The 21,847-nt window shown below is 64.5% G+C and carries 20 protein-coding genes; 7 read left to right on the top strand and 13 right to left on the bottom strand.

Annotated elements, in window-relative coordinates; genetic code table 11:
* Nucleotides 1–26: 26 nt before the first annotated feature.
* Nucleotides 27–1,751 carry a Na/Pi cotransporter family protein gene (locus IB255_RS14140; RefSeq protein ID WP_081519012.1) on the top strand — a complete coding sequence of 575 codons (1,725 nt, stop codon included), beginning with the start codon at nt 27–29 and terminating at the stop codon, nt 1,749–1,751.
* 98 nt (nt 1,752–1,849) lie between these two features.
* Nucleotides 1,850–2,884 (top strand): AraC family transcriptional regulator, encoded by a 1,035-nt coding sequence (locus IB255_RS14135; protein ID WP_081519011.1) that lies wholly within the window; start codon nt 1,850–1,852, stop codon nt 2,882–2,884.
* 84 nt (nt 2,885–2,968) lie between these two features.
* Here the strand turns inward: IB255_RS14135 and IB255_RS14130 are convergent, their stop codons facing one another.
* The gene (locus IB255_RS14130; protein ID WP_081519010.1) at nt 2,969–3,925 is read right to left on the bottom strand and encodes an NAD-dependent epimerase/dehydratase family protein; all 957 of its coding nucleotides are present in this window, start codon (nt 3,923–3,925) and stop codon (nt 2,969–2,971) included.
* A 207-nt stretch (nt 3,926–4,132) separates the two neighbouring features.
* Here IB255_RS14130 and IB255_RS14125 point away from each other — a divergent pair, with 207 nt between their 5' ends.
* The gene (locus IB255_RS14125; RefSeq protein WP_081519009.1) at nt 4,133–5,506 is read left to right on the top strand and encodes a M16 family metallopeptidase; all 1,374 of its coding nucleotides are present in this window, start codon (nt 4,133–4,135) and stop codon (nt 5,504–5,506) included.
* A gap of 25 nt (nt 5,507–5,531) precedes the next feature.
* On the opposite strand, the gene IB255_RS14120 is transcribed toward IB255_RS14125, so the two are convergent.
* Both IB255_RS14120 and IB255_RS14115 read right to left on the bottom strand, forming a co-directional pair.
* Complete coding sequence (locus tag IB255_RS14120; protein ID WP_081519008.1) at nt 5,532–6,083, bottom strand: GNAT family N-acetyltransferase; 552 nt, start codon at nt 6,081–6,083, stop codon at nt 5,532–5,534.
* Between the two features lie 124 nt (nt 6,084–6,207).
* The gene (locus IB255_RS14115; RefSeq protein WP_081519007.1) at nt 6,208–7,497 is read right to left on the bottom strand and encodes an MFS transporter; all 1,290 of its coding nucleotides are present in this window, start codon (nt 7,495–7,497) and stop codon (nt 6,208–6,210) included.
* Between the two features lie 427 nt (nt 7,498–7,924).
* On the opposite strand from IB255_RS14115, the gene IB255_RS14110 reads away from it, so the two are divergent.
* Nucleotides 7,925–8,581 (top strand): S1C family serine protease, encoded by a 657-nt coding sequence (locus IB255_RS14110; protein WP_192210495.1) that lies wholly within the window; start codon nt 7,925–7,927, stop codon nt 8,579–8,581.
* Here IB255_RS14110 and IB255_RS14105 read toward each other — a convergent pair.
* Nucleotides 8,563–9,792 carry a nucleoside recognition domain-containing protein gene (locus tag IB255_RS14105; protein WP_081519005.1) on the bottom strand — a complete coding sequence of 410 codons (1,230 nt, stop codon included), beginning with the start codon at nt 9,790–9,792 and terminating at the stop codon, nt 8,563–8,565. The two genes, IB255_RS14110 and IB255_RS14105, sit on opposite strands and share 19 nt — an antisense overlap.
* A 108-nt stretch (nt 9,793–9,900) precedes the next feature.
* A complete protein-coding gene (gene gltP / locus IB255_RS14100) occupies nt 9,901–11,250 on the bottom strand; it encodes a glutamate/aspartate:proton symporter GltP (RefSeq protein ID WP_081519004.1) in 1,350 nt (449 codons plus the stop codon).
* 684 nt (nt 11,251–11,934) lie between these two features.
* On the opposite strand from gltP, the gene IB255_RS14095 reads away from it, so the two are divergent.
* Complete coding sequence (locus tag IB255_RS14095; protein WP_081519003.1) at nt 11,935–12,594, top strand: DUF3313 domain-containing protein; 660 nt, start codon at nt 11,935–11,937, stop codon at nt 12,592–12,594.
* A 238-nt stretch (nt 12,595–12,832) separates the two neighbouring features.
* On the opposite strand, the gene IB255_RS14090 is transcribed toward IB255_RS14095, so the two are convergent.
* The 5 genes from IB255_RS14090 to IB255_RS14070 form a co-directional block, all read right to left on the bottom strand.
* Nucleotides 12,833–13,303: an inhibitor of vertebrate lysozyme family protein gene (locus IB255_RS14090; RefSeq protein WP_081519002.1), complete on the bottom strand. Its 471-nt coding sequence runs from the start codon at nt 13,301–13,303 to the stop codon at nt 12,833–12,835.
* A gap of 38 nt (nt 13,304–13,341) precedes the next feature.
* The gene (locus tag IB255_RS14085) at nt 13,342–13,503 is read right to left on the bottom strand and encodes a DUF1328 domain-containing protein (RefSeq protein ID WP_081519001.1); all 162 of its coding nucleotides are present in this window, start codon (nt 13,501–13,503) and stop codon (nt 13,342–13,344) included.
* 178 nt (nt 13,504–13,681) lie between these two features.
* Nucleotides 13,682–13,999, bottom strand: coding sequence for a hypothetical protein (locus IB255_RS14080; RefSeq protein WP_081519000.1), 318 nt, complete (start codon nt 13,997–13,999; stop codon nt 13,682–13,684).
* A gap of 279 nt (nt 14,000–14,278) precedes the next feature.
* Nucleotides 14,279–14,713 (bottom strand): ferritin-like domain-containing protein, encoded by a 435-nt coding sequence (locus tag IB255_RS14075; protein WP_081518999.1) that lies wholly within the window; start codon nt 14,711–14,713, stop codon nt 14,279–14,281.
* A 33-nt stretch (nt 14,714–14,746) separates the two neighbouring features.
* The gene (locus IB255_RS14070; RefSeq protein WP_081518998.1) at nt 14,747–15,601 is read right to left on the bottom strand and encodes a BON domain-containing protein; all 855 of its coding nucleotides are present in this window, start codon (nt 15,599–15,601) and stop codon (nt 14,747–14,749) included.
* A 228-nt stretch (nt 15,602–15,829) separates the two neighbouring features.
* On the opposite strand from IB255_RS14070, the gene algB reads away from it, so the two are divergent.
* Both algB and IB255_RS14060 read left to right on the top strand, forming a co-directional pair.
* Nucleotides 15,830–17,176 carry a sigma-54-dependent response regulator transcription factor AlgB gene (gene algB, locus IB255_RS14065; protein WP_081518997.1) on the top strand — a complete coding sequence of 449 codons (1,347 nt, stop codon included), beginning with the start codon at nt 15,830–15,832 and terminating at the stop codon, nt 17,174–17,176.
* A 2-nt stretch (nt 17,177–17,178) separates the two neighbouring features.
* A complete protein-coding gene (locus IB255_RS14060; RefSeq protein ID WP_081519186.1) occupies nt 17,179–18,966 on the top strand; it encodes a KinB sensor domain-containing domain in 1,788 nt (595 codons plus the stop codon).
* Here the strand turns inward: IB255_RS14060 and IB255_RS14055 are convergent.
* From IB255_RS14055 to glmU, 3 genes are all read right to left on the bottom strand, one after another.
* Entirely contained in the window at nt 18,963–19,745 is a 783-nt protein-coding gene (locus tag IB255_RS14055) for an N-acetylmuramoyl-L-alanine amidase (protein WP_081518996.1), read from the bottom strand. The genes IB255_RS14060 and IB255_RS14055 overlap by 4 nt on opposite strands.
* A gap of 22 nt (nt 19,746–19,767) precedes the next feature.
* A complete protein-coding gene (locus IB255_RS14050) occupies nt 19,768–20,355 on the bottom strand; it encodes a MarC family protein (RefSeq protein ID WP_017518835.1) in 588 nt (195 codons plus the stop codon).
* 120 nt (nt 20,356–20,475) lie between these two features.
* Nucleotides 20,476–21,843, bottom strand: coding sequence for a bifunctional UDP-N-acetylglucosamine diphosphorylase/glucosamine-1-phosphate N-acetyltransferase GlmU (gene glmU / locus IB255_RS14045; protein ID WP_081518995.1), 1,368 nt, complete (start codon nt 21,841–21,843; stop codon nt 20,476–20,478).
* Between the last annotated feature and the right edge of the window lie 4 nt (nt 21,844–21,847).

The following is a 21,847-nucleotide window of genomic DNA, read 5'->3' as shown; positions in this document are numbered from 1 at the left end:
CCCGCTTGAGTGCGAGGGGGCCCGACATGCTCAAACTGCTCGATCTGCTCTCTGCCGTCGCCCTGTTGGTGTGGGGCACACATATCGTCCGCACCGGCATCCTCAGGGTCTACGGCAGTAACCTGCGAAAAATCCTCAGCCGCAGCGTGGAGAAGCGCCCGCTGGCCTTCGCCGCCGGCATCGGCGTCACCGCCCTGGTGCAGAGCAGCAACGCCACGGCGCTGCTGGCCACCTCCTTCGTCGCCACCGGGTTGATGGCCCTGGCGCCGGCGCTGGCGATCATGCTCGGCGCCGACGTCGGCACGGCACTGATGGCGCGGGTGCTGACCCTGGACCTGTCCTGGCTGTCGCCGCTGCTGATCTTCTTCGGAGTGATCTTCTTCCTCGGCCGCAAGCAGACGCGCCTCGGCCAGCTGGGCCGGGTGTTCATCGGCCTGGGGTTGATCATCCTCGCGTTGCAGCTGATCGTCGCCGCCGCCGAGCCCATGACCCAGGCCAAGGGCGTGAAGGTGCTGTTCTCCAGCCTCACCGGCGACGTGATGCTGGACGCCCTGACCGGCGCGCTGTTCGCGATGATTTCCTACTCCAGCCTGGCCGCCGTCCTGCTCACGGCAACATTGGCGGCGTCCAAGGTGATCTCGCTGAAGGTGGCGCTGTGCCTGGTGGTCGGCGCCAACCTGGGCAGCGGCATCCTGGCGATGATCAGTGCTTCCTCGCAGAACGCCGCCGGTCGCCGCGTGGCGCTGGGCAGCCTGCTGTTCAAGGTCGCCGGCTGCGCCCTGGTGCTGCCGCTGGTGGGTCCGCTGGCCGAGTGGATCGACCACTGGCAGTTCAGCACCGCCGAACTGGTGATCGCCTTCCATGTGCTCTACAACGCCACCCGCTGCCTCGCCTGCCTGCCGCTGACCGGGCAGATGGCGGCTTTCTGCACGCGCATCATGCCCGACCGCCATTCCCCGGAAGACACCGTCCGCCCGCGCCACCTTGATCCGGCGGCGCTGGATACGCCGAGCCTGGCGCTGGTCAACGCGGTGCGCGAAACCCTGCGCATGGGCGATATCGTCGAGCAGATGCTGAACAACCTGATGCAGGTTATCCACAGCGGCGATCCGCTGCTGGGCAAGGAAATCCGCAAGCAGGACGACGATGTCGACGCGCTCTACACCGCGATCAAGCTGTACCTGGCACGCATGCCCCGCGAGGACCTGAGCGAAGCCGACAGCCGCCGCTGGGCGGAGATCATCGAACTGGCGATCAACCTGGAGCAGGCCGGCGACATCATCGAGCACATGCTCGGCGCCGTGCAGGACAAGAAGACTTCGCGCAGCCGCTCCTTCTCCGACAACGGCCTGGAGGAGATCACCGTGCTGCACGGCCAACTGGTGGCCAACCTGCGCCTGTCGCTCTCGGTGTTCCTCAATGGCGACCAGGAAGGCGCCAAGCGCCTGCGCCGCGCCAAGCAGCGCTTCCGCCTGCAGGAACGACGCTTCGCCCACTCCCACGTCGACCGCCTGCGCCAGCAGGTGGTGCAGAGCATCGAGACCAGCTCGCTGCACCTTGATCTGATCAGCGACATGAAACGCTTGAACTCGCTGTTCTGCGCCATCGCCTATGCTGTGCTGGACAACCCCGATGCCAGCAGTTCGGCAATCGGCGAACCTGTGGAAGACGAAGACTTCGTCGAACGCGAAGTCGAAGCGGTACAGGATCACCAGCGGCCGGCTCCCCCCGGCTCCAGCGCGACGGGTTGATGGCCAGGGGGCCTGTGCGAACGTTCCGTCGGAACCTTCGCCAGCCCCTACAAAGTCCTGATATCACGATGCCCAGGGTTCGGGCAGAATCCGCCGCCATGGAAGCATGCACTCAATCCCAACGCCCTCCCTCGGTCAGCGCCAGCCTGACCCAGGCCATCCTACTGGCGGCTGTGCGTCTCGGTCTGAACCGCGACGCCCTGCTCGCCGCCAGCGGCATTCAAGAATCCCAGCTCAGCGACCCGGACGCGCGCATCGACTTCGCGTTGCAGGAGCGCATGTGGCAGGTGATCCAGACCGACCTGAAGCATGACGAGCCCGGCCTGGCCATGGGCCGTGCGCTGTCACCGGCATCCTTCAGCGCGCTGGGCTACCTGCTGCAGTCGAGCACCACGATGGGTGACGCCCTCGAGTCGGCCATGCGCTACCAGCGCCTGGTGGGCGAAGGCGGCCAGGTATCCATCGAGGCCCAGGCCGAGATCATCTGGGTGAGCTACCGCCCGCTGAACCCGGAACCGCCAGCCACCCGCGCCCGCGCGCTGGCGCTGCTGGGGTTCTGGTCACGGCAGTTGCGCGCCCTGCTCAGCGGCCTGCAACTGGCCGGCTGCCGTTTCATCCACAGCCAGCCGGAAAGCCTCGCGGACTACGAAAAGGCCTTCGACTGCCCTCTGCAATTCGACGCACCGGACTATGCCCTGGGCCTGCCCCGGGCGCTCATCGATACTCCGCTGCCGCAGGCCAACCCGCCGCTGCGTGATCTGTTGCGCCAGCACGCGGAGGGCCTGCTCGCCCGCCTGCCCAGCGCCAGTGTCAGTGGCCGGGTAGTCGCCCTGCTCGGCGAGCAACTGACCCGCGGCGAACCCGGCCGTGCTGCCGTCGCCAGCGAACTGGGCCTGAGCGAACGCACGCTGCAACGCCGGCTGGCGGAGGAAGGCAGCAGTTATCAACAGCTGCTGGCCGATACCCGGCGGCAATTGGCGGAGCGCTACCTGGGGGAAGGCAACCTGCCGGCCACGGATATCGCCGCCCTGCTCGGTTATTCCGAGCCCAGCGTGTTCTTCCGCGCCTTCCGCCACTGGACTGGGCTGACGCCGGGCGAGTATCGCCAGCGGCGGCGCCAGTCGGAGAGCTGACGAGAGCTGCCAGGGGCCGATCCCGGAGATCGGCTCACAGGTTTTTCAACAGACTTGTCTACAGGTTTTCCACAGAACCGCGAATCAGCCGTTCGGGCCCCGCGCGGCCAGATAGGCCAGGAACGCCTCGCGGCTGGAGTAGCGCGGTTCGTAACCGAACTCTTCTTTCAGCCGTCGGTTGTCCAGCACCGGCCGGTAGCGCAGGTAGTCCACCTGCTCGGGCCCGAAGCGCGACAGCCCCAGCGGCTTGAGCAGCCCCAACCCTACGCGCATCAGGCTTGCCGGCATTGGCCGGTAGGGTTTGTTGAGCAGGCCGGCGATCTCGCGCATGGACAATGCGCCGTCACCGGCGAGGTTGTAGATGCCCTCGCTGCCGCGTTCCAGCCCCTGGCGGATCACGTTCACCACGTCCTGGTCCCAGATGAACACGAAGCGGCTGCGATGCCCGAGCACTCCCACCAGAGTGGGACGGGCGAACAGCTCGGCCAATGGGTTATGCACACGCCGACCAAGGATGGTGCCAGGGCGCAGGATGAGTTGCTTGAGCTGTGGATAACGCTCCCGCGCGTTGGCCAGCAGTTGCTCGATCTCCTGCTTGCAGCGGGCGTGGAGCAGGTGGGGATGGCCGCGAAGTGGATGCGATTCGTCGATCCATTCGGCGTTGTCGCGGTGGAAGCCATAGGCGGCGCCGGAACTGGTCACAATCAGCTGCTGGACGCCGGTGTCCCGCGCCGCTTCGATCAGCGCGCGGGTGCCGCCGACCTCGATGGCATGGCGCTTCTGCGGCGTCATCTCCCGCGGCGGATTCACGACCGCGGCCAAATGCACGATCGCGTCGGGCTTCCAGTGTTCCACGCAGGCCCGCGTGTTGGCGGCCACGCTGAGGTCCAGCGCTACCGGCTCGATGTTCGGCCGCAGGCCCTGGGACTTGATCCGCTGCATATCGGCGGCAATGAGCGTCCAGTCCAGATGCTGAACAGCAAGCTCATTGAGCAGGCTCTGCCCGAGAATTCCCGCGGCGCCGGTAACCAGGACACGCATGTAGCCTCCAGATCGCTCCGCGCGGAACGAACAACGGGTCCATCAGTGAGGTTAGATGATCTGAGCGTAGTGTCGTGGTCCGGCAGCGACAGTGACCATGCAAGCCAGTGCCCATGACCGAAGATGCCACCCGACAAAGGTTGAACGCGGTGGGTTCGCGCCGGTCAATCCGCTATCCTCACGGCTTTGCGTTCAGGCACACCGCTCATGCGTTGGTTGTTCGTCCCCCTGTTGTCCCTGCTGCTCAGCGCCTGGTCCCATGCGGACCAGCGACAGACGGTCGAGGCCTACCAGTTGGCGAACGGCATGGGCGTGCTGTTCAAGCCCACCCGCGAGAAGGGCCACGTGTCGATCCGCCTGATCGTCGGTGTCGGCTTCAGCGATTTCAGTTGCCGCGACCGCCAGCTTCCGCACCTGATGGAGCACCTGTTCTTCAGTGGCCTGGACGGCGGCGACGAGGCCGACCTCGAAGCGCGCATGCAGGCCCTGGGCGGTCAGTGGAACGCCTACACCAGCGAGGGCGACACCGCCTTCGTCGTCGAATCCCCCGCGGCCACCCAGCGCCAGGTGCTGGACCTGCTGCTGGAAATCATCACCCGCACCCAGCTCGACCAGCGCAAGATCGACTCCGCCAAGCAGGTGCTGGTGCGCGAGGATGGCGGCCACTATTCGCACCTGCAGCGCTGGCTGGATCACCAGAACGTCAGCCGCGCCGGCCAGGAACAACTGGCCGTGGAGCTGGGGCTGTCCTGCGATGAGCGCGCGCCTGTGGATAACCTCACCCAGGCCCAGCTGGAGCAGCTGCGCAAGGACTGGTACGTCCCCGGCAACATGACCCTGATCATCGTCGGCGACCTCGACCCGCGTTTGCCGGTCTACCTGGGCCGCACCTATGGCGCTCTCGTCGATCACGACACGCCGGAGCACCGCGACCTGCCGCAAATGAAGAAAGCCGCCGAGCGCCAGCGCAGCCTGACCACCGGGTTGTTCGGCGAGAGTGCAGTCCTGCACTGGATATTCCCCGAGCCCGAGGATGCCGACGGCGCCACGCTGGACCTGCTGCAGGCCTACCTGAACGATGCGCTCTACACCGAGCTGCGCGTACGCCGCGAGCTGTCGTACGGCCCCTGGAGCGAACGCACCGCCTGGGCCAACCAGGGCTTCATGAGCCTCAACGCGAATGTCGAGCGGGATGAGCAGGAGGTCGCGCAAAAGGCCCTGAGGGAGCTGGTGGAAAAGATCCGCCACGACGGCCTCGACCCTCAGCGCTTTGCCCGCATCCAGCGCGTGGCGCGGGCGCAACTGGCCTGGAGCACGCCGGGCAATTCGACACTGGCGGATTACTACTGGGGCGCGCTGGCGGACTTCGACGACGGCAAGTTCCCGGACGAGGACAAGCGCCTGGCGAAGGTCAGCCTGGCTCACGCCAACGACGTGGCGAAGCAGTTGTTCAAGGATGAGGGTTATCTGCGCATCGAGAAGCCGCTGCTGGATGACGACATGGTCTATCCGCTGGCGGCGCTGGGCGCGGTGTTGCTGGCAGTACTGGTGGGGCTGGCGCTGTGGCGCCGACGGGGCTGAAACCCCGTCGGAACGCCTTCAGGCTTCAGAGTGCGAGGCGGCGGATGACCTGGCAGGAATCATCCGGGTCGACCTGGGCGCGGAAGCCCAGCTCGCGCGCCATGTCACGCATGTCGCGGTCCATGGACGAGTCGATCGAGTACATCTGGTGGAAACCGTTGCGCTTGGCCACGTCGATCAGGTGGCGCATCAGCGCAAGACCGAGGCCCAGTTGCTTGAACTCGTCGGCGACGGTCACCGCGCATTCGCACTGCTGGTTATCCACAGCCGCGTAACGGCTGATGCCGACTTCGCGCAGTTCGCCATCCACATGGGTCAGGGCGATGAAGGCCATGGTGGTCTGGTAGTCGACATCCATGAGGCGATCGAGCAGCTTGTCGTCGATCTTCACTTCGCCATGGAAGCGGAACTTGCGGGTCATCGGGGACAGGCGCTCGAGGAACAGGCGTTCGCGCTCGCGATCTTCCGCGCGCAACGGGCGGATCAGCACATGGCTGCCGTCGTCGAGGGTTTCTATCCAGTGATCGGCGCCAACAGCCCCGAGGGCTGCGAGCTCGGCGGTGGTGTGGGTCATCATGACGCGTTCTCCGCTGGCGAAGAGGGATTGGGATGACCCTATCCTTCTCCCACGGATGCCGGGCGGGCCTGACCTGGGTCAATGCCGCCCGGAACCGTACTGGGGCAGAACGTCGCAGCTGAACTCAGGCGCTGGCGGCCAGGGCCCCGGGGCGCACGCGGGCGCCCTTGCGGAACAGCACCAGGGTGGCGAGCAGGCCCAGGGCCGCTGCACCGCTGAGCCAGATGCCAGGCGCGGCCTTGTTGTCCAGGGTGTGGATAAGCCAGGTGCAGACCGCGGGGGTGAAACCGCCGAAGGTCGCGGTCGCCAGGCTGTAGGCCAGGGAGAAGCCGGTAGTGCGCACGTCCGCCGGCATGATCTCGGTGAGCGCGACGACCATCGCGCCGTTGTAGCTGCCATAGAGGAAGGACAGCCACAGCTCCACTTCCAGCAGGCGCGCGAAGCTCGGCTCGGCCACCAGCCAGGACAGCATCGGGTAGGCGGTGACCAGCGCCAGCACGGTGGCGGTCAGCAGCAGCGGCTTGCGCCCGATACGGTCGGATACCGCGCCCATCAGCGGCAACCAGATGAAGTTGGACAGACCCACGCACATGGTCACCAGCAGGCTGTCGAAGTCCGACAGGTGCAGTTCGTTCTTGCCGAAGGTCGGGGTGTAGGCGGTGATCAGGTAGAAGGACACCGTGGTCATCACCACCATGGCGGTGCCGGCCAGCACCAGGCCGAAGTTCTGGCCGATGGAGCGCAGCACCTGGCTCAGGGTCGGACGATGCTTGCGCTGCTGGAACTCGGGGGTTTCCTCCAGCGAGCGGCGGATGATGAACAGCGCCGGGACGATCAGGCAGCCGACGAAGAAGGGCACGCGCCAGCCCCATTCGCCCATGTCCTGCGGGCTCAGCCAGTGGTTGAGGATCACCCCCAGCAGGCCGGCGAAGACCACCGCAACCTGTTGGCTCGCCGACTGCCAGCTGACGAAGAAGCCACGCTTGCCGGGGGTGGCGATTTCCGCCAGGTACACCGACACGCCGCCCAGCTCCACGCCAGCGGAGAAGCCCTGCAGCAGCCGGCCGAACAGCACCAGCAGCGGCGCTGCCACACCGAGCGTGGCGTAGCCCGGGACGAAGGCGATCAGCAGGGTGCCCATGGCCATCAGGCCCAGCGTGATGATCAGCCCCTGGCGGCGGCCGTGGCGGTCGATATAGGCGCCAAGGAAGATGGCGCCGAGCGGGCGCATCAGGAAACCGGCGCCGAAGGTCGCCAGCGACAGCATCAGGGAGGCGAAGGGGTCATCGCCGGGGAAGAAGGTCTTGGCAATGGCGGTGGCATAGAAGCCATACACCATGAAGTCATACATCTCGAGGAAGTTGCCACTCACCACACGGAAGACGGCTTTGGCTTTGGAGTTGTTCGAGGCCATAAGAACATCACTCAGGGCTGTTACACGGGGGACTTCCCGGCAGGGAAATCGATGATCCCCATCCGCGGCAGGCAGGCACTGGATGGGCGATTGATTTGTAACCCTATGTGTAAAAGCCTCGGCTCGACAATCAGAAAATGGCTGAAAGGCCCATATTTACTGGAATTGAAAGATTGGCGAAAGCTTCGTGACCGCTCGTCGGAAGACTGTGTTTAGCGATAGAGCTCTCATTCTTCTAAATATATTCAAATCAATAGATAAGTCACTTGACCCTTTACATATTTAACTTCCTACACAATTAACTGTAGGAAACTTTCATTATTCAAGATAATTCCCAATGAAATATCGCAAGTAAGAATCTTATTTTTATATAAGAAATTTCCCTAATTAGAAGTTAGCTTTCCCACAAAAAAGGGAGAGCTTTCACATGAAGAATCTATGGGGAATTTTGTTGCTGTGTTCCCTGGCCGGCTGCAACGGCTGGGTCTCGCCGGAAACCGATGGCCGCCTGACGGAGCGCTACTTCACCGTCCTCTCCGGACCACCGATTCCGGGCTTCATCGTCGCCTCGGCGGTGCAATGGAATGCCGATTACGCCGTGACCGCCGCTCATACGCCGTTCCTGCGCAACCAGGCCTATCGCTGCAGTACCGGCTGCGACCTGCTGTTCATCGCGCACAAGGCTGACGGTGCGCTGCCGCAATGGCGCCAGTTCCGCGCTGGCGAGGTGGTCACGGCGCTGGGCAGCAGTTCTTTGCTGATTCCGATGAGCAGCATGGGCAAGATCTGGCCGGTGCCCTTTGTCGATGACGGTTCGGCCAGCGGCGAACGCTACGGCGTGCACGACGCGGCCATCGCCAAGGGCATGTCCGGCGGGCCGCTGATCGGCAGCGACGGCAGCGTGCTGGGGATCAACATCGGCTTCCAGGCAGGCTTCCGGCCGCCGGCGAACCGCCCGGAGCTGGCCGGTATGTCACGCCTGAGCGTGTTCGTGCCCTATAGCGTGATCCAGCGCGAGTGGCTGCTGTTCCAGGCCCAGTCGGTGCGCAAGGCCGCTCACGCGCTTCAGGCGAAGAACCAGTAGCAGACGCCGATGGACGCCAGTACGCCGGCCAGGTCCGCCAGCAGCGCGCAGCCCACGGCATGGCGGGCACGCTGGATGCCGACCGCGCCGAAGTACACGGCGAGCACGTAGAAGGTGGTCTCGGTACTGCCCTGAACGGTAGCCGCTACCAGGGCCGGGAAGCTGTCCACGCCATGGGATTGCATGGTCTCCAGCAGCATCGCCCGCGCGGCGCTGCCGGAGAATGGCTTGACCAGGGCGGTGGGCAACGCATCGACAAAGCGGGTGTCCCAGCCGACGCCTTCCACCACCCAGCGGATGCCGTCCAGCGCCATCTCCAGGGCACCAGAGGCGCGCAGCACGCCGACTGCGCAAAGCATTGCGACCAGGTAGGGCAGCAGGCTCTTGGCGACGTCGAAGCCTTCCTTCGCACCGTCGACGAAGGTTTCGTACACCGGCACCTTCTTCAGCCAGCCGACGACGAGGAACAGCATGATGATGCCGAACAGCGTCAGGTTGCCCAGCAACGAGGACAGCTGCGCCAGCGCGGCGGAGGACAGTCCCGCCAGCAGTGCCATGAAGGCACCCAGCGCCAGCGCGCCGGGAATCAGGTACGCCAGCACTACCGGGTCCCACAGGCGCAGGCGCTGCATCACCGCCACGCTGAGCAGGCCGACCAGCGTGGAGGCGCTGGTCGCCAGCAGGATCGGCAGGAATACCAGGGTCGGGTCCACCGCGCCTTGCTGGGCGCGGTACATGAAGATGGTCACTGGCAGCAGGGTCAGCGACGAGGCGTTGAGCACCAGGAAGAGAATCTGCGCGTTGCTCGCGGTGGTGCTGCCGGGGTTGAGCTCCTGCAGCGCCTTCATCGCCTTCAGGCCGATGGGCGTAGCGGCGTTGTCCAGGCCCAGGCCGTTGGCGGCGAAGTTCAAGGTGATCAGGCCGATGACCGGGTGGCCAGCGGGCACTTCGGGCATCAGGCGACGGAACAGCGGGCCGAGCAGCACCGCGAGCTTCTCCACCAACCCGGCCTTCTCGGCGATGCGCAGGAAGCCCAGCCACAGCGTCAGGGTGCCGAACAGCAGCACCATGACCTCTACCGACAGCTTGGCCATGGCGAACAGGCTTTCCACCATGGCGGCGAACACGGTGGCCTCGCCACCCAGCAGCCAGCGGGAAAGCGCGGTGACCGCCGCGACGATGAAAAAGCCCAGCCACAGGCCGTTGAGCATGCGATGTCCCCCTTGGAATGGCCGCGATGATAGCGGCACGGGCCAGTCCTACGCCAGAAACGACAAGGCCCCGGACGAAACCGGGGCCTTGTGGCTAACCCTTGCAGGTCAATGCATGGCCGGGCTTTCTTTGCTGTCGGAACCTTCCCCTTCAAGGAATTGTTCGACACGGCCGTTGCGCATGGCTTCCCAGTAGCGGGCGCCTTTCTGTGCGTCGTACACGCCTTCCCACTTGGAGATCACCAGGACCGCGAGGGCGTTGCCGATCACATTCAGCGCGGTGCGCGCCATGTCCATGATACGGTCGACGCCGGCGATGAAGGCCAGGCCTTCCAGCGGAATGCCCACGCTACCCAGGGTCGCCAGCAGCACCACGAAGGAAACGCCCGGCACGCCGGCGATGCCCTTGGAGGTGACCATCAGGGTCAGCACCAGCATCAGCTGCTGGCCGATGGACAGGTCGATGCCGTAGAGCTGGGCGATGAAGATCGCCGCGATGCTCTGGTACAGGGTCGAGCCATCGAGGTTGAACGAGTAGCCGGTGGGGACCACGAAGCTGCTCACCGCCTTGGGTGCGCCGTAGGCTTCCATCTTCTCGATGATGCGCGGCAGCACGGTCTCGGAGCTGGCGGTGGAGTAGGCCAGGACCAGCTCGTCCTTGAAGATGCGCATCAGCTTGATGATCGAGAAGCCGAACAGGCGTGCGGCCAGGCCCAGCACCATGAAGGCGAAGAAGGCGATGGCGAAGTACACCAGGACCACCAGCTTGGCCAGCGGCAGCAGTGAGGCGAAGCCGAAGTTGGCGACCGTCACCGCGATCAGCGCGAACACGCCGATGGGGGCGTAGCGCATGATCATGTGGGTGACGCGGAACATGGCCTCGGCCACGCCCTGGAACATCTTCACCAGCGGCTCGCGGGTCGGTGCCGGCAGCGAGGACAGGCCCAGGCCGAACATCACCGAGAAGAAGATGATCGGCAGCATCTCGCCACGGGCCATGGCCGCGAAGATGTTCGACGGGATCAGGTTGAGGATGGTCTCGATGAACGCGTGGTGGTGTTCGACTTCCTTGGCGGTCTGCGCGTACTGGGAGATATCCACAGTGCCCAGGGTGCTCATGTCGATGCCGGCGCCGGGCTGGAAGATGTTCGCCAGCAGCAGGCCGACGACGATGGCGACCGTGGTGATGATTTCGAAATAGATGATGGTCTTCAGGCCGATGCGGCCGAGTTTCTTCGCATCACCCATGCCGGCGATGCCGACGATGAGCGAGGAAATCACGATCGGTACGACGATCATCTTGATCAGGCGGATGAAGATGTCGCCCGCCGGCTGGAGGATATTGCTGATCCACCAGGCCTTTTCCGCGCTGAAGTGGTTGAGCGCGGCGCCCAGTGCGATTCCGAGTACCAGGCCGATGAGGATCTGCCAGGCGAGGCTGAGCTTGGCTTTGCCCATAGTGAGTCACCCTTGATTCTTGTGGAAGTCGGGGTCGCCGAGCCATCGGGATGCCGACGGCCAGCGAAAAAAGGGGCGCATGATTCCGACCCGCCCTTTTCCCGTCTAATGCCGGAAACGCCTACCCCATGCACAATCGGCATAGGAAAAGGCATCTGAAACCTTGGTTCCAGGTCGTGAGACCCTTGATTTTCTGCATGACACAGGTTCCTCAACGCCTGTCACGCAGCGCTGTTCAAAGCCGTCTAGGCTTGGAGCAAATCGGCCATCAATGGCCCGGATTGATCGGTCAGGAAGATCGGGACGTTCGGGTCGCGGCTTCTTGTTACCGGATGTACGGTCGCCGTCCGGAGACCGTCAGGGATGGCCGAGGGCGAGCAAAGGGCCCTTCGACTGCAAGGCTGGCGGGAATGCGGGCGCTCCTGTGGATAAGTCGCCGGATTCCGCTCTTCATTGTGGCGGTGGCTGGTTCCCGACAGGTCAGGTAAATCGACCGACGGGAATCGGCGAGTGATTGTAAGACGTTTCCACAGCACTCCGAATTGACTGACATCAGTGAAGTTCAACCGGCTTCGAGCGAGCGTGCGGATACCCTGCCGCCATGACCGCGACAGCCGGGTAGCAACGGGTTGTTGAATGTGTGGTGAAAGCACAACGCGGTGACACTCTGAATAAGGACGCTCTATGACGCGACGCTACGTAGTACCCACCCTGCTTTTCACTGGCGCCCTGGCGCTGGCCGGCTGCTCCAGCCAGAAACCGGACGCCTCGCAGTACTCGGGCTTCCTCGGCGACTACTCGCAACTCAAGCCCGCCACTTCCCCCAGCGGACAGCCGGTGCTGCGCTGGGTCGACCCGGACCTGAAGCTGCAGAACTACAGCTCGGTACTGGTCGAGCGGCCGGTCTACTACCCGCCGCCCAAGCCGAACGAGAACATCGACCAGAAGACCCTCAACGAAATCCCCGATTACCTGAAGAAGCAGGTCGAGCTGCAACTGGGCAGCCGTTACCGCATCGTCCAGCAGGCTGATCGCGACACCCTGGTGCTGCGCACCGCGATCACCGGGGTGAACATCTCCACCGAAGGCCTGAAAGCCTATGAGGTGATCCCGATTGCCCTGGTGGTGGCCGCGACGACCACGGCGATTGGCACCCGCGACCAGGACACCGAGGTCTACGTGGAATTCGAGGCTCTGGATGGCGCGACCAGCAAACCGGTCGCCAAGGTAGTGCGCAAGGGCGCGGGCAAGACACTGGAGAACACCAGCACTCACCTGAATCTGACGGACCTGAAACCGGTACTCGATGGCTGGGCGCGCGACGCGGCCAACTTCAAGCCATGATCCGCTGCTGCATGCCCGCTTCTGCATGAAAGCCGCCGCATGAAATGAAGCGCTCCGGAGCCGGCGCGAGAATCCCGCGTCGGTTCCGGAGGCTTTGCCTGGCCCGGCCCGCTTGATGCGGAGGTACCCCCTGTACCCCTGGGTCATTCAGGACCTGACGCATCCCGAACATCCCGGCCCCCTGGCCGTGCGTACGCCTTCTGGGTACGCGTATCTCGGAAACTCTCTGCTGGTAGGGTCAGTACCAGTTCGGATCACTCTTGAGCTGGTCGTCGAGGATCCGTTTCACCGAATCGTCCGGCTCACCCAGCCAGCGGAAACTGGCGTGCTTGCTCGGCGACTTGTCCGCCGGAAGGTTCTCCGGAACCTTCACGTAAAGCGCGTAGGCCTTGTCCTTGTCCCAGGTAAAAGCCACGTACAGCCGATGGGCGGAGCAGTTGTGCGCTTCGCACAACTCGCCGACCAGGTACTTGTCGCCCTGCTCGTCCACCGCCTGCATCGGCGTCGCGGTGCCACTGAGGTTCATCACCCAGTCGGGCAGCCGGCTCTCGTCCTTGACCACCGATTGCCAGGTGTCGCGGTACTGCGGGTCACTGGCCACCAGCTCGTTCAGGCGGTACTGCGCGTCCTTGTCCGCCTCGGCGGCCAGGGCCTGGGCCCCGGCGCCGAGCAGTACAGCCGTCAGCAGCAGATTGCGGGTAAAACTCATCGCTACGCTCCTTGTTCAACTTCCACCGGTCCGCGGCGTCAGCCCCGGCGACGGCCCATGACGAAGGACACGATGAACAGCACCAGGAAGATCACGAACAGGATCTTGGCGATGCTGGTCGCGGCGCCGGCGATGCCACCGAAGCCCAGGACCGCGGCGATGATGGCGATGATCAGGAATGTCAGTGCCCAGCTAAGCATGGGGTCTCTCCTCTTCTCGTTGTCGGTACGGCACCGCTTCGGGTACCTGCTCCGGAGTCATCGCAAGGCAGTCTCCGGAAGGGGTGTCCGCCCGGGCGCTTCCGGGCACTGCGGACCTGTCGGGCAAGCCAGTGGGCCTGCCGGCGATTCAGAAAGCCGTTGATTCAGAAGCATGGGCTCAGAACACCCAGCCGCCCTGCGGGCGAACCATCGGCTGGACCTGAGCCTGGGTTTGCGCCTGCGGCGGTTGCAGCACCTGGGCCTGGTTGCGGGCGGGGGCTGCCTGTGGATAACGCGAGGCTTCGCGGTACAAATCAGGGGTGTTGGAAACAGCTGGAACGTAGGCGACCGATGCGCTGGCGGCCTGGGACTGGGAAACCTGCATCTGCAGCTGCACCTGGTTGATCAGCAACAGCAGGAGGGCACCGGCGAAGAAGATCCGGCTCCACACATCGATACGCGCGACTTGCACTTGGCTGTTGGTTCCGCTGTTCATCCCGTTTCTCCTGCCCGTCGCCGATCTGTCTGTCGAACCTTGTGGCGGTTTCCTTGGCCTTTCCGGTTCTCGTCGTCGCGGGTGGTTCTGTTGACTGTCTTGCAGTAGGAATTGCACGCCGCATGCCAGTCTGTTGAATCTTATTTTTTCCTTTTAAATCAATAATTTGAATATGGTACCAAGGTGCCTTTCTGTCGCATCCTGCACGATGGGCCGGGATGGGTCGTGCGATTTGCAATCCCGAGGCCGGAGCGCCTCCCTGCGCTCGTGTGAACCGCATCACTTAAGCGAGTGCTTCAGCTGGCTCATCTGGTCGTGGCAAGCCCGTACCTTGGGCAGTTCAGCGCGCAGCAGCGCCTGGGTTTCCGGCGTGCCTTTCTCCAGGGCGTCCTCGAAGGCGTGGAGGATGCGGTCCTCGGTTTCCTCCAGCTGGGCGACATAGGTGGCGCCTTCGTCACTGGCCAGGGTCGCGCGGGTGTCGGCATAGACCTGACGCAGCTTGCCCAGCAGCGTGCCGCCGGTAGCAGGGTCGTCGTGGTTGGCGGCGACCTTGCCGGCCAGGGCGTTGATCACGTCGGTCTTGGCCTGGGCCATGGATTGGAACAGCCGCTGCAGACGGGCATCCTTCACTTCCTGGATGGCGTGCTGGTAAAAGCGCTGGCCGTCACGGGTTATCTCGATGAGTTCATTGAGCTGACTGGTCGTTCGAGTCATGACAGGTACTCCTGCAAAGGAAGGGTGGAAGAGTCAGGCAGCCTGGCCGGCCACCTTCAGCGCAGTGGCGTCCACCTCACGCACACCACGGGTCTTGCGGGCGGAATCAATCAATTGCTGGCGTTCGTCGGCGTTGGGCACCTGGCCGCTGAGGGTGACCACGCCGTCGCGGGTGGAAACGCCGATGGACAGCCCCTGCAGCGCATGAGCGGAGAGGATGCCGGCCTTGATCTGGCTGGTGATCCAGGCATCGCTCACGGCGGCCTGGGCATCACCGACGGATTTCTCGAATGTCTGCGTGGAAGCCGCGTCCGGATCGACCTTCAGGCGGTTATCCACAGCGCTGACGCCTTCGGTCTGCGCCGCCAGGTGGGCGGCCTGCTGGCTGGCCTCCTCGCTGACAACCGTGCCTTCGAGGGTGACCGCGCCGGACTTGCTGGTGACCTTGATATCCAGGCCTTCGCTGTGTTTCTCCAGCAGCAGCTTGGATTTCACCTTCGCCGCCAGCGTGGCGTCGTCCCACTTCTGCACCACACCTGAATCCTTGGTGGTGTCGGCCTTCTGGGCGTCAGCCAGCGAAGCCTCGACCCCCAGCTGGTTATCCACAGCCGTGATGCCTTCGACACTGCCGGCGATCTGCCCGGCCAGCGCCTTCTGTTCTTCACTGGCCACGGCGCCGGTCAGCTGCGCGCGGCCGTTTTCCACATCCACCTTGATCGCGTAGGGCTTGAGCTCGCGGTTGAGGTTGATGGCTGTCCAGATCGAACCTTCCTGGCGCGCTTCGGCCAGTTGCGCGCTCAGCCCGGCCTCGGCGGCGTGGCTGGCCAGCGGTTGCAGGGTGAGCAGTGCGGAACCCAGGACGAGGGCAAGGATCTTCGAGTCAGGCATGGCGGTCTCCGTCAAACGATGGTGCAGCATTGGATTCGCAAGCGCCGTGCCAGTGCGATTTGTGGATAAAATTCTTGTAATTCAATGTGTTGAATGGTCTGCGCAGAACCCGGACTGTGCACCCTGCCCGAAGGACTCGAAAGATTCTTGCAACTTGCACGAAAATCCCTGGACTAAGAAAAATCGCACCCCTTACAACAACGAATCACACAACGAGGAAATCGCTGAATGGACGCAACGCCTGAACAGCAAGGCCGGATCCTGCTGGTCGATGACGAGTCCGCCATCCTGCGCTCGTTCCGCTATTGCCTGGAGGACGAGGGCTACAGCGTGGCCACCGCCAGCAGCGCGCAGCAGGCGGAGAACCTGTTGCAGCGCCAGGTGTTCGACCTGTGCTTCCTCGACCTGCGGCTGGGCGACGACAACGGCCTGGATGTGCTGGCGCAGATGCGTGTACAGGCGCCCTGGATGCGCGTGGTGATAGTCACCGCGCATTCGGCCGTGGACACCGCCGTGGATGCCATGCAGGCCGGCGCTGCGGATTACCTGGTGAAGCCCTGCAGCCCCGACCAGCTGCGCCTGGCCGCCGCCAAGCAGCTCGAAGTGCGCCAGCTCACCGCGCGCATCGAGGCGCTGGAAGGCGAGATGCGCAAGCAGGGCGATGTGCTCGAATCCCACAGCCCAGCCATGGCCGCCGTGCTGGAGACGGCCAGGCAGGTGGCCGCCACCGACGCCAACATCCTCATCCTCGGCGAATCCGGCTCCGGCAAGGGTGAGCTGGCGCGGGCCATCCACGGCTGGAGCAAGCGGGCGAAGAAGTCCTGCGTGACCATCAACTGCCCTTCCCTCTCCGCCGAACTGATGGAGAGCGAACTCTTCGGCCACAGCCGCGGCGCGTTCACCGGCGCGACCGAAAACACCCTCGGGCGCATCAGCCAGGCGGATGGCGGCACGCTGTTCCTTGACGAGATCGGCGATTTCCCCCTCATCCTGCAGCCGAAATTGCTGCGTTTCATCCAGGACAAGGAATACGAGCGGATCGGCGATCCGGTAACTCGCAACGCCGATGTACGCATCCTCGCCGCCACCAACCGTGATCTCGCCGGCATGGTCGCCCAAGGCACTTTCCGTGAAGACCTGCTCTACCGTCTGAACGTCATCGTGCTGAATCTGCCGCCACTGCGTGAACGCGCCGAGGACATCATCGGCCTGGCCGAGCGCTTCCTGGCCCGCTTCGTGAAGGACTACGGCCGCCCTGCTCGCGGCTTCACCGAGGAAGCGCGCGCGCTGCTGCGCCGCTATAACTGGCCGGGGAATGTGCGAGAGCTGCGCAACGTGATCGAAAGAGCAAGCATCATCTGCAATCTAGATCTTATCGGTGTCGAACAGCTTGCTATCGGTGAACAAACCACCAACTCGGCTCCGCGCATCGGCGAGGCCATGAGCCTGGAGGAACTGGAGAAAGCCCACATCGCTGCCGTCATGGCCTCCAGCGCCACCCTCGACCAGGCCGCCAAGACCCTGGGGATCGACGCTTCCACCCTCTACCGCAAGCGCAAGCAGTACAGCCTGTGAACCTGCCGATCCCGATGACGCTGCGCACGAGACTCTTCCTGAGTATCTCGGCGCTGATCACGGTAGCGCTACTGGGCCTGCTGCTAGGGCTGTTCAGCGTGGTGCTGACCGGCCGCGAGCAGGCCCAGCTGATCCAGCGCAACTTCGACGTCATCGAGGTCAGCCAGCGTCTGCGCCAGGCGCTGGGCGATGAACTGGTGCAGGTACTCAGCGCGCGGCCCAGCCCGGAACGCCTGGAGCAGGCCCGCACGCACTTCTCCCAGGCGCTCGAGCAGGGGCGGGCTCTGGCGCGTACCAGCAGTGAGCGCCAGGCCATGACGGAAATCGCCGATGCTCACCGGCTGTTCATCGAGGCAACCGACACGCCCGGTCCGGGGCGCCCGGAACTGCTGGAGGACAGCGACCTCAGCCGTACCCTCGACGTTCTGCGCAATCGCCTGCTGGCGTTGCACCAGGGGGCGATGGAGAACATCAGCGCCGACGAACGCTCGGCACGCGACCGCACGCTGCTGGTCAGCGGCCTGCTCGGGCTCATCGGCATCGCCATCCTGGTGGTCGGCTTCATCACTGCCCACAGCATTGCCCGCCGCTTCGGCGCGCCGATCGAGACGCTGGCCAAGGCCGCAGACAAGATCGGCCAGGGTGATTTCGACGTCACCCTGCCGGTTTCCGGCGTCTCCGAGATGTCGTCCCTGAGTCGCCGCTTCGGCCTGATGGCCGAAGCCCTGCGGCTTTACCGCGCGAGCAATACCGAGGCGCTGGGTTCGGGCCGCAAGCGCCTGCTGGCGGTACTCGACAGCATCGACGACGGCCTGGTGATCCTCGACCGTCACGGCCGCATCGAGCACGCCAATCCGGTGGCCACGCGCCAGCTGTTTTCCCACAGCGATCCACAGGCTCAGGAACTGGGCACGATGCTCAACAACCCGGCGCTGACCCAGGCCGTGCAGCGTGTCCTGAGCGGCAACCTGCTGGAGGAAACCCCGCAGGACCTGGTGGTGGAGGTAAGCGGCGAGAGTCGGCTGCTGACCTGGGGCATGTCGCCGGTCACCCACGACGACGGACGCAACATCGGCGCGGTCATGGTGGTGCGCGACGTCACTGAGCAGCGGGCCTTCGAGCGCGTGCGCAACGACTTCGTACTGCGTGCTTCCCACGAGCTGCGCACGCCCATGACGGGCATGCACATGGCCTTCGGACTGCTCGCCGAGCGCCTGAAGTTTCCCGAGGAATCCCGCGAACGCGACCTGGTGCGCACCGTGGACGAGGAGATGCACCGCCTGGTGCGGCTGATCAACGATCTGCTGAATTTCTCGCGCTACCAGAGCGGCACCCAGAAGCTCGAGCTGCAGCTTTGCGATGTCGGCGACCTGCTGCGCCAGGCTCACCAACGCTTCATCGGGCCGGCCGGAGACAAGCGAATCGAGCTCGATCTGGAGATCGCCGAGGATCTGCCTGCCATCAATATCGACCGCACGCAGATCGAGCGAGTGCTGGACAACCTGATCGGCAACGCCCTGCGCCATACACCCGATGGCGGCACCATTCGCCTGCAGGCGCGCTGCCAGGAAGAGCGCGTGGCGATTGCGGTGGAGGACAGCGGCGACGGCATCCCGCTGAGCCAGCAAGGACGCATCTTCGAACCCTTCGTGCAGGTGGGCCGCAAGAAAGGCGGCGTCGGACTTGGCCTGGCGCTATGCCGGGAAATCGTGCAACTGCACGGCGGGCGCATCGCCCTGCGTTCTCAACAGGGCAAGGGCTCGCGCTTCTACCTGCTGCTGCCGGTTTAAGAGGTCGGTACCGCCAGCAACAGCGCGGCGGTTTCCAGGTCCGGCTCACCGTCGAAGCGCTCCGGACGGAAGCGCATCTGGAATGCCGCGATCACATTGCGGGTTTCCTCATCCATCACCCCATCGAGCGGCACCGCGTAACCGTGGCGCGCCAGCTGCTGCTGGAACCAGCCAGGAGCCGGCAGCTGGCCGTTCAGCTCGGTCAGGCGGCGTGCCAGCTCGCCCGGCTTAGGCCAGGGGATCAGGCCGGCGTCGGCGAGCTTCTTCCAGGGGAATAGCGGACCGGGGTCGACCTTGCGCTGCGGGGCGATGTCGCTGTGGCCAAGGATATGTTCCGGGGTGATGCCCTGGCGCTTGGTGATATCCCGCAGCAGGGCAATCAGTGCATCGATCTGCGCATCCGGGTAGGGATACCAGATCTTCCCGCTCGGGGTATCACGGTAGCCGGGGTTCACCAGCTCGATGCCGATGGAGGTGGAATTGAGCCAGGTACGCCCCTGCCATTCGCTGGCGCCGGCGTGCCAGGCGCGGCGGTTCTCGTCCACCAGTTGGTAGATGGTCGCCGGGTTGTCACCTATCAGGTAGTGCGCGCTCACCTCACCGTGAGTCAGGAGCGCCAGCGAGCGCGGCAGATCGGCCGAGGTGTAGTGGACGATGACGTACTGGATGCGGCTGTCCTGGTTCTTCGACACATGCTCGCGATCGATCTGCAGGCCCTTGTCGGCGCAGCCGGCAAGCAGTGTGGTGAGCAAGGCGAAGGTCAGGACACGCAGGATCATGGCGGTTCTCAGGAGGAGAGCATCAGGCAGCGATGTGCAGGAAGCTGCGCACGTTCTGCAGGAGCATGTTCACGCTGAGCATGATCAGCAGCATGCCGGCCAGGCGCTCCACGGCCATCAGCCCGCGCGGGCCGAGGAAGCGCTGGAGGAATGCCGCCTGCATCAGGATGAAGGCAGTCGCGGCCCAAGCGAGGATCACCGCGAGATACAGCTCCCACAACGGACCAGTGTAGGTGCTGCGCAGGGTGATCAGCATCGCCAGCGCAGAGGGCCCGGCCACCGCCGGAGTGGCCAGCGGCACGAACAGCGGCTCGTTGTCCGGCATGTCGCCCAGCACGCCCTGGGGGGTGGGGAAGATCAGGCGCATGGCGACCACGAAGAGGATGATGCCCCCGGCGATGCCGGTGGCTTCCTTGGACAGACCCAACCCGGTGAGGATGTGTTCGCCCAGGGTGAGGAACAGCAGCAGCAGGCCCAGGGCGAACAGCAGCTCGCGCAGTGCCACTTTCAGACGGCGTTCGGCGGGGACGGACTTGAGGGCGGCGAGGAATACCGCGATGTTGCCGAACGGGTCGGTGATCAGAAAGATCAGGATGGCGACGCCAAGCATGACCGGGAAAACTCCAGCGAGAACGAGGCACCCCCGCGGTTTGCGGGATGGCCTGTGAATAACGGAATGAGCCAATCGTCCTGTGGATAACAACTTACCCACAGGACGATGGCTTGTGCATCAGGGTTTCTTGATCTTTTCCGGGCGTTTCCAGCCCTCGATCACCCGCTGCTTGGCGCGACCGACGCCGAGGGTGCCGGCCGGAACCTCGGCGGTGATGGTGGAACCCGCGCCAGTCGTGGCGCCGGTGCCGATATCCACAGGCGCCACCAGCGAATTGTTGGAGCCGATGAAGACATCCTCGCCGATGGTGGTGCGCCATTTGTTCGCGCCATCGTAGTTGCAGGTGATGGTGCCGGCGCCGATGTTGGTGCGCGCACCGACTTCGCTGTCGCCCAGGTAAGTCAGGTGACCGACCTTCACGCCGTCCTGCAGGTGGGCGTTCTTCAGCTCGACGAAGTTACCCACATGCACCTTGCGCTCCAGCACACTGCCCGGACGCAGGCGAGCGAACGGGCCGACGTCGCTGTCGGGGCCGACGTGGGCGCCTTCCAGGTGCGAGTTGGCCTTGATGATGGCGCCGCGGCGCAAGGTGCTGTCCTTGATGTAGCAGTTCGGACCGATCTGTACGTCGTCCTCGATCTCCACCTGGCCTTCGAGGATCACGTTGATGTCGATGCTCACGTCGCGGCCGACGCTGACTTCACCCCGTACGTCGAAGCGCGCCGGATCGATCAGCGTCACGCCCTGGGCCATCAGGCGCCGCGCCACCCGCTGCTGGAAGAAACGCTCCAGCTCGGAGAGCTGCAGGCGATCGTTGGCGCCCTGGGTCTCCATCGCTACCTTGGGTTGGGCGGTGGCCACACGCAGGCCGTCGCCGACTGCCATGGCAATGACGTCGGTGAGGTAGTACTCGCCCTGGGCGTTGGAGTTGGAAAGACGCGACAGCCAACCCAGCAGGCGCTCACGCGGCGCAGCGAGGATGCCGGTATTGCCTTCGCGGATGGCGCGCTGCTCGGCAGTGGCGTCCTTCTGCTCGACGATGGCCTGAACTTCGCCAGCGCCATCGCGAATGATGCGTCCGTAGCCGGTGGGGTCTTCCAGCTCGACGGTCAGCAACGCCAGCTGCTCCGGCGTGGCCTGGGCCATCAGCCGCTCCAGGGTGGGCTGCTCGATCAGCGGCACATCGCCGTAGAGGATCAGCACATTGTCCGCGCTCAGGAACGGGGCGGCCTGCGCCACGGCGTGGCCGGTACCCAGCTGCTGCTCCTGGATCACGAAATTCAGGTCATCCGCCTGCAGGCGCTCGCGCACCAGGTCGGCGCCATGGCCAATCACCACATGGATTCGCGTCGGGCTGAGGCCGCGGGCGATATCGATCACGTGGGCGAGCATCGGTTTGCCAGCAACCGGATGCAGGACCTTCGGCAGTGCCGAGCGCATGCGGGTGCCCTGGCCAGCGGCAAGAATGACGATTTCGAGGGACATGAGT

The sequence above is a fragment of the Pseudomonas sp. PDM22 genome (assembly GCF_014851965.1).
GTDB lineage: Bacteria > Pseudomonadota > Gammaproteobacteria > Pseudomonadales > Pseudomonadaceae > Pseudomonas.
This window is presented reverse-complemented; position numbering and strand designations above follow the sequence as displayed.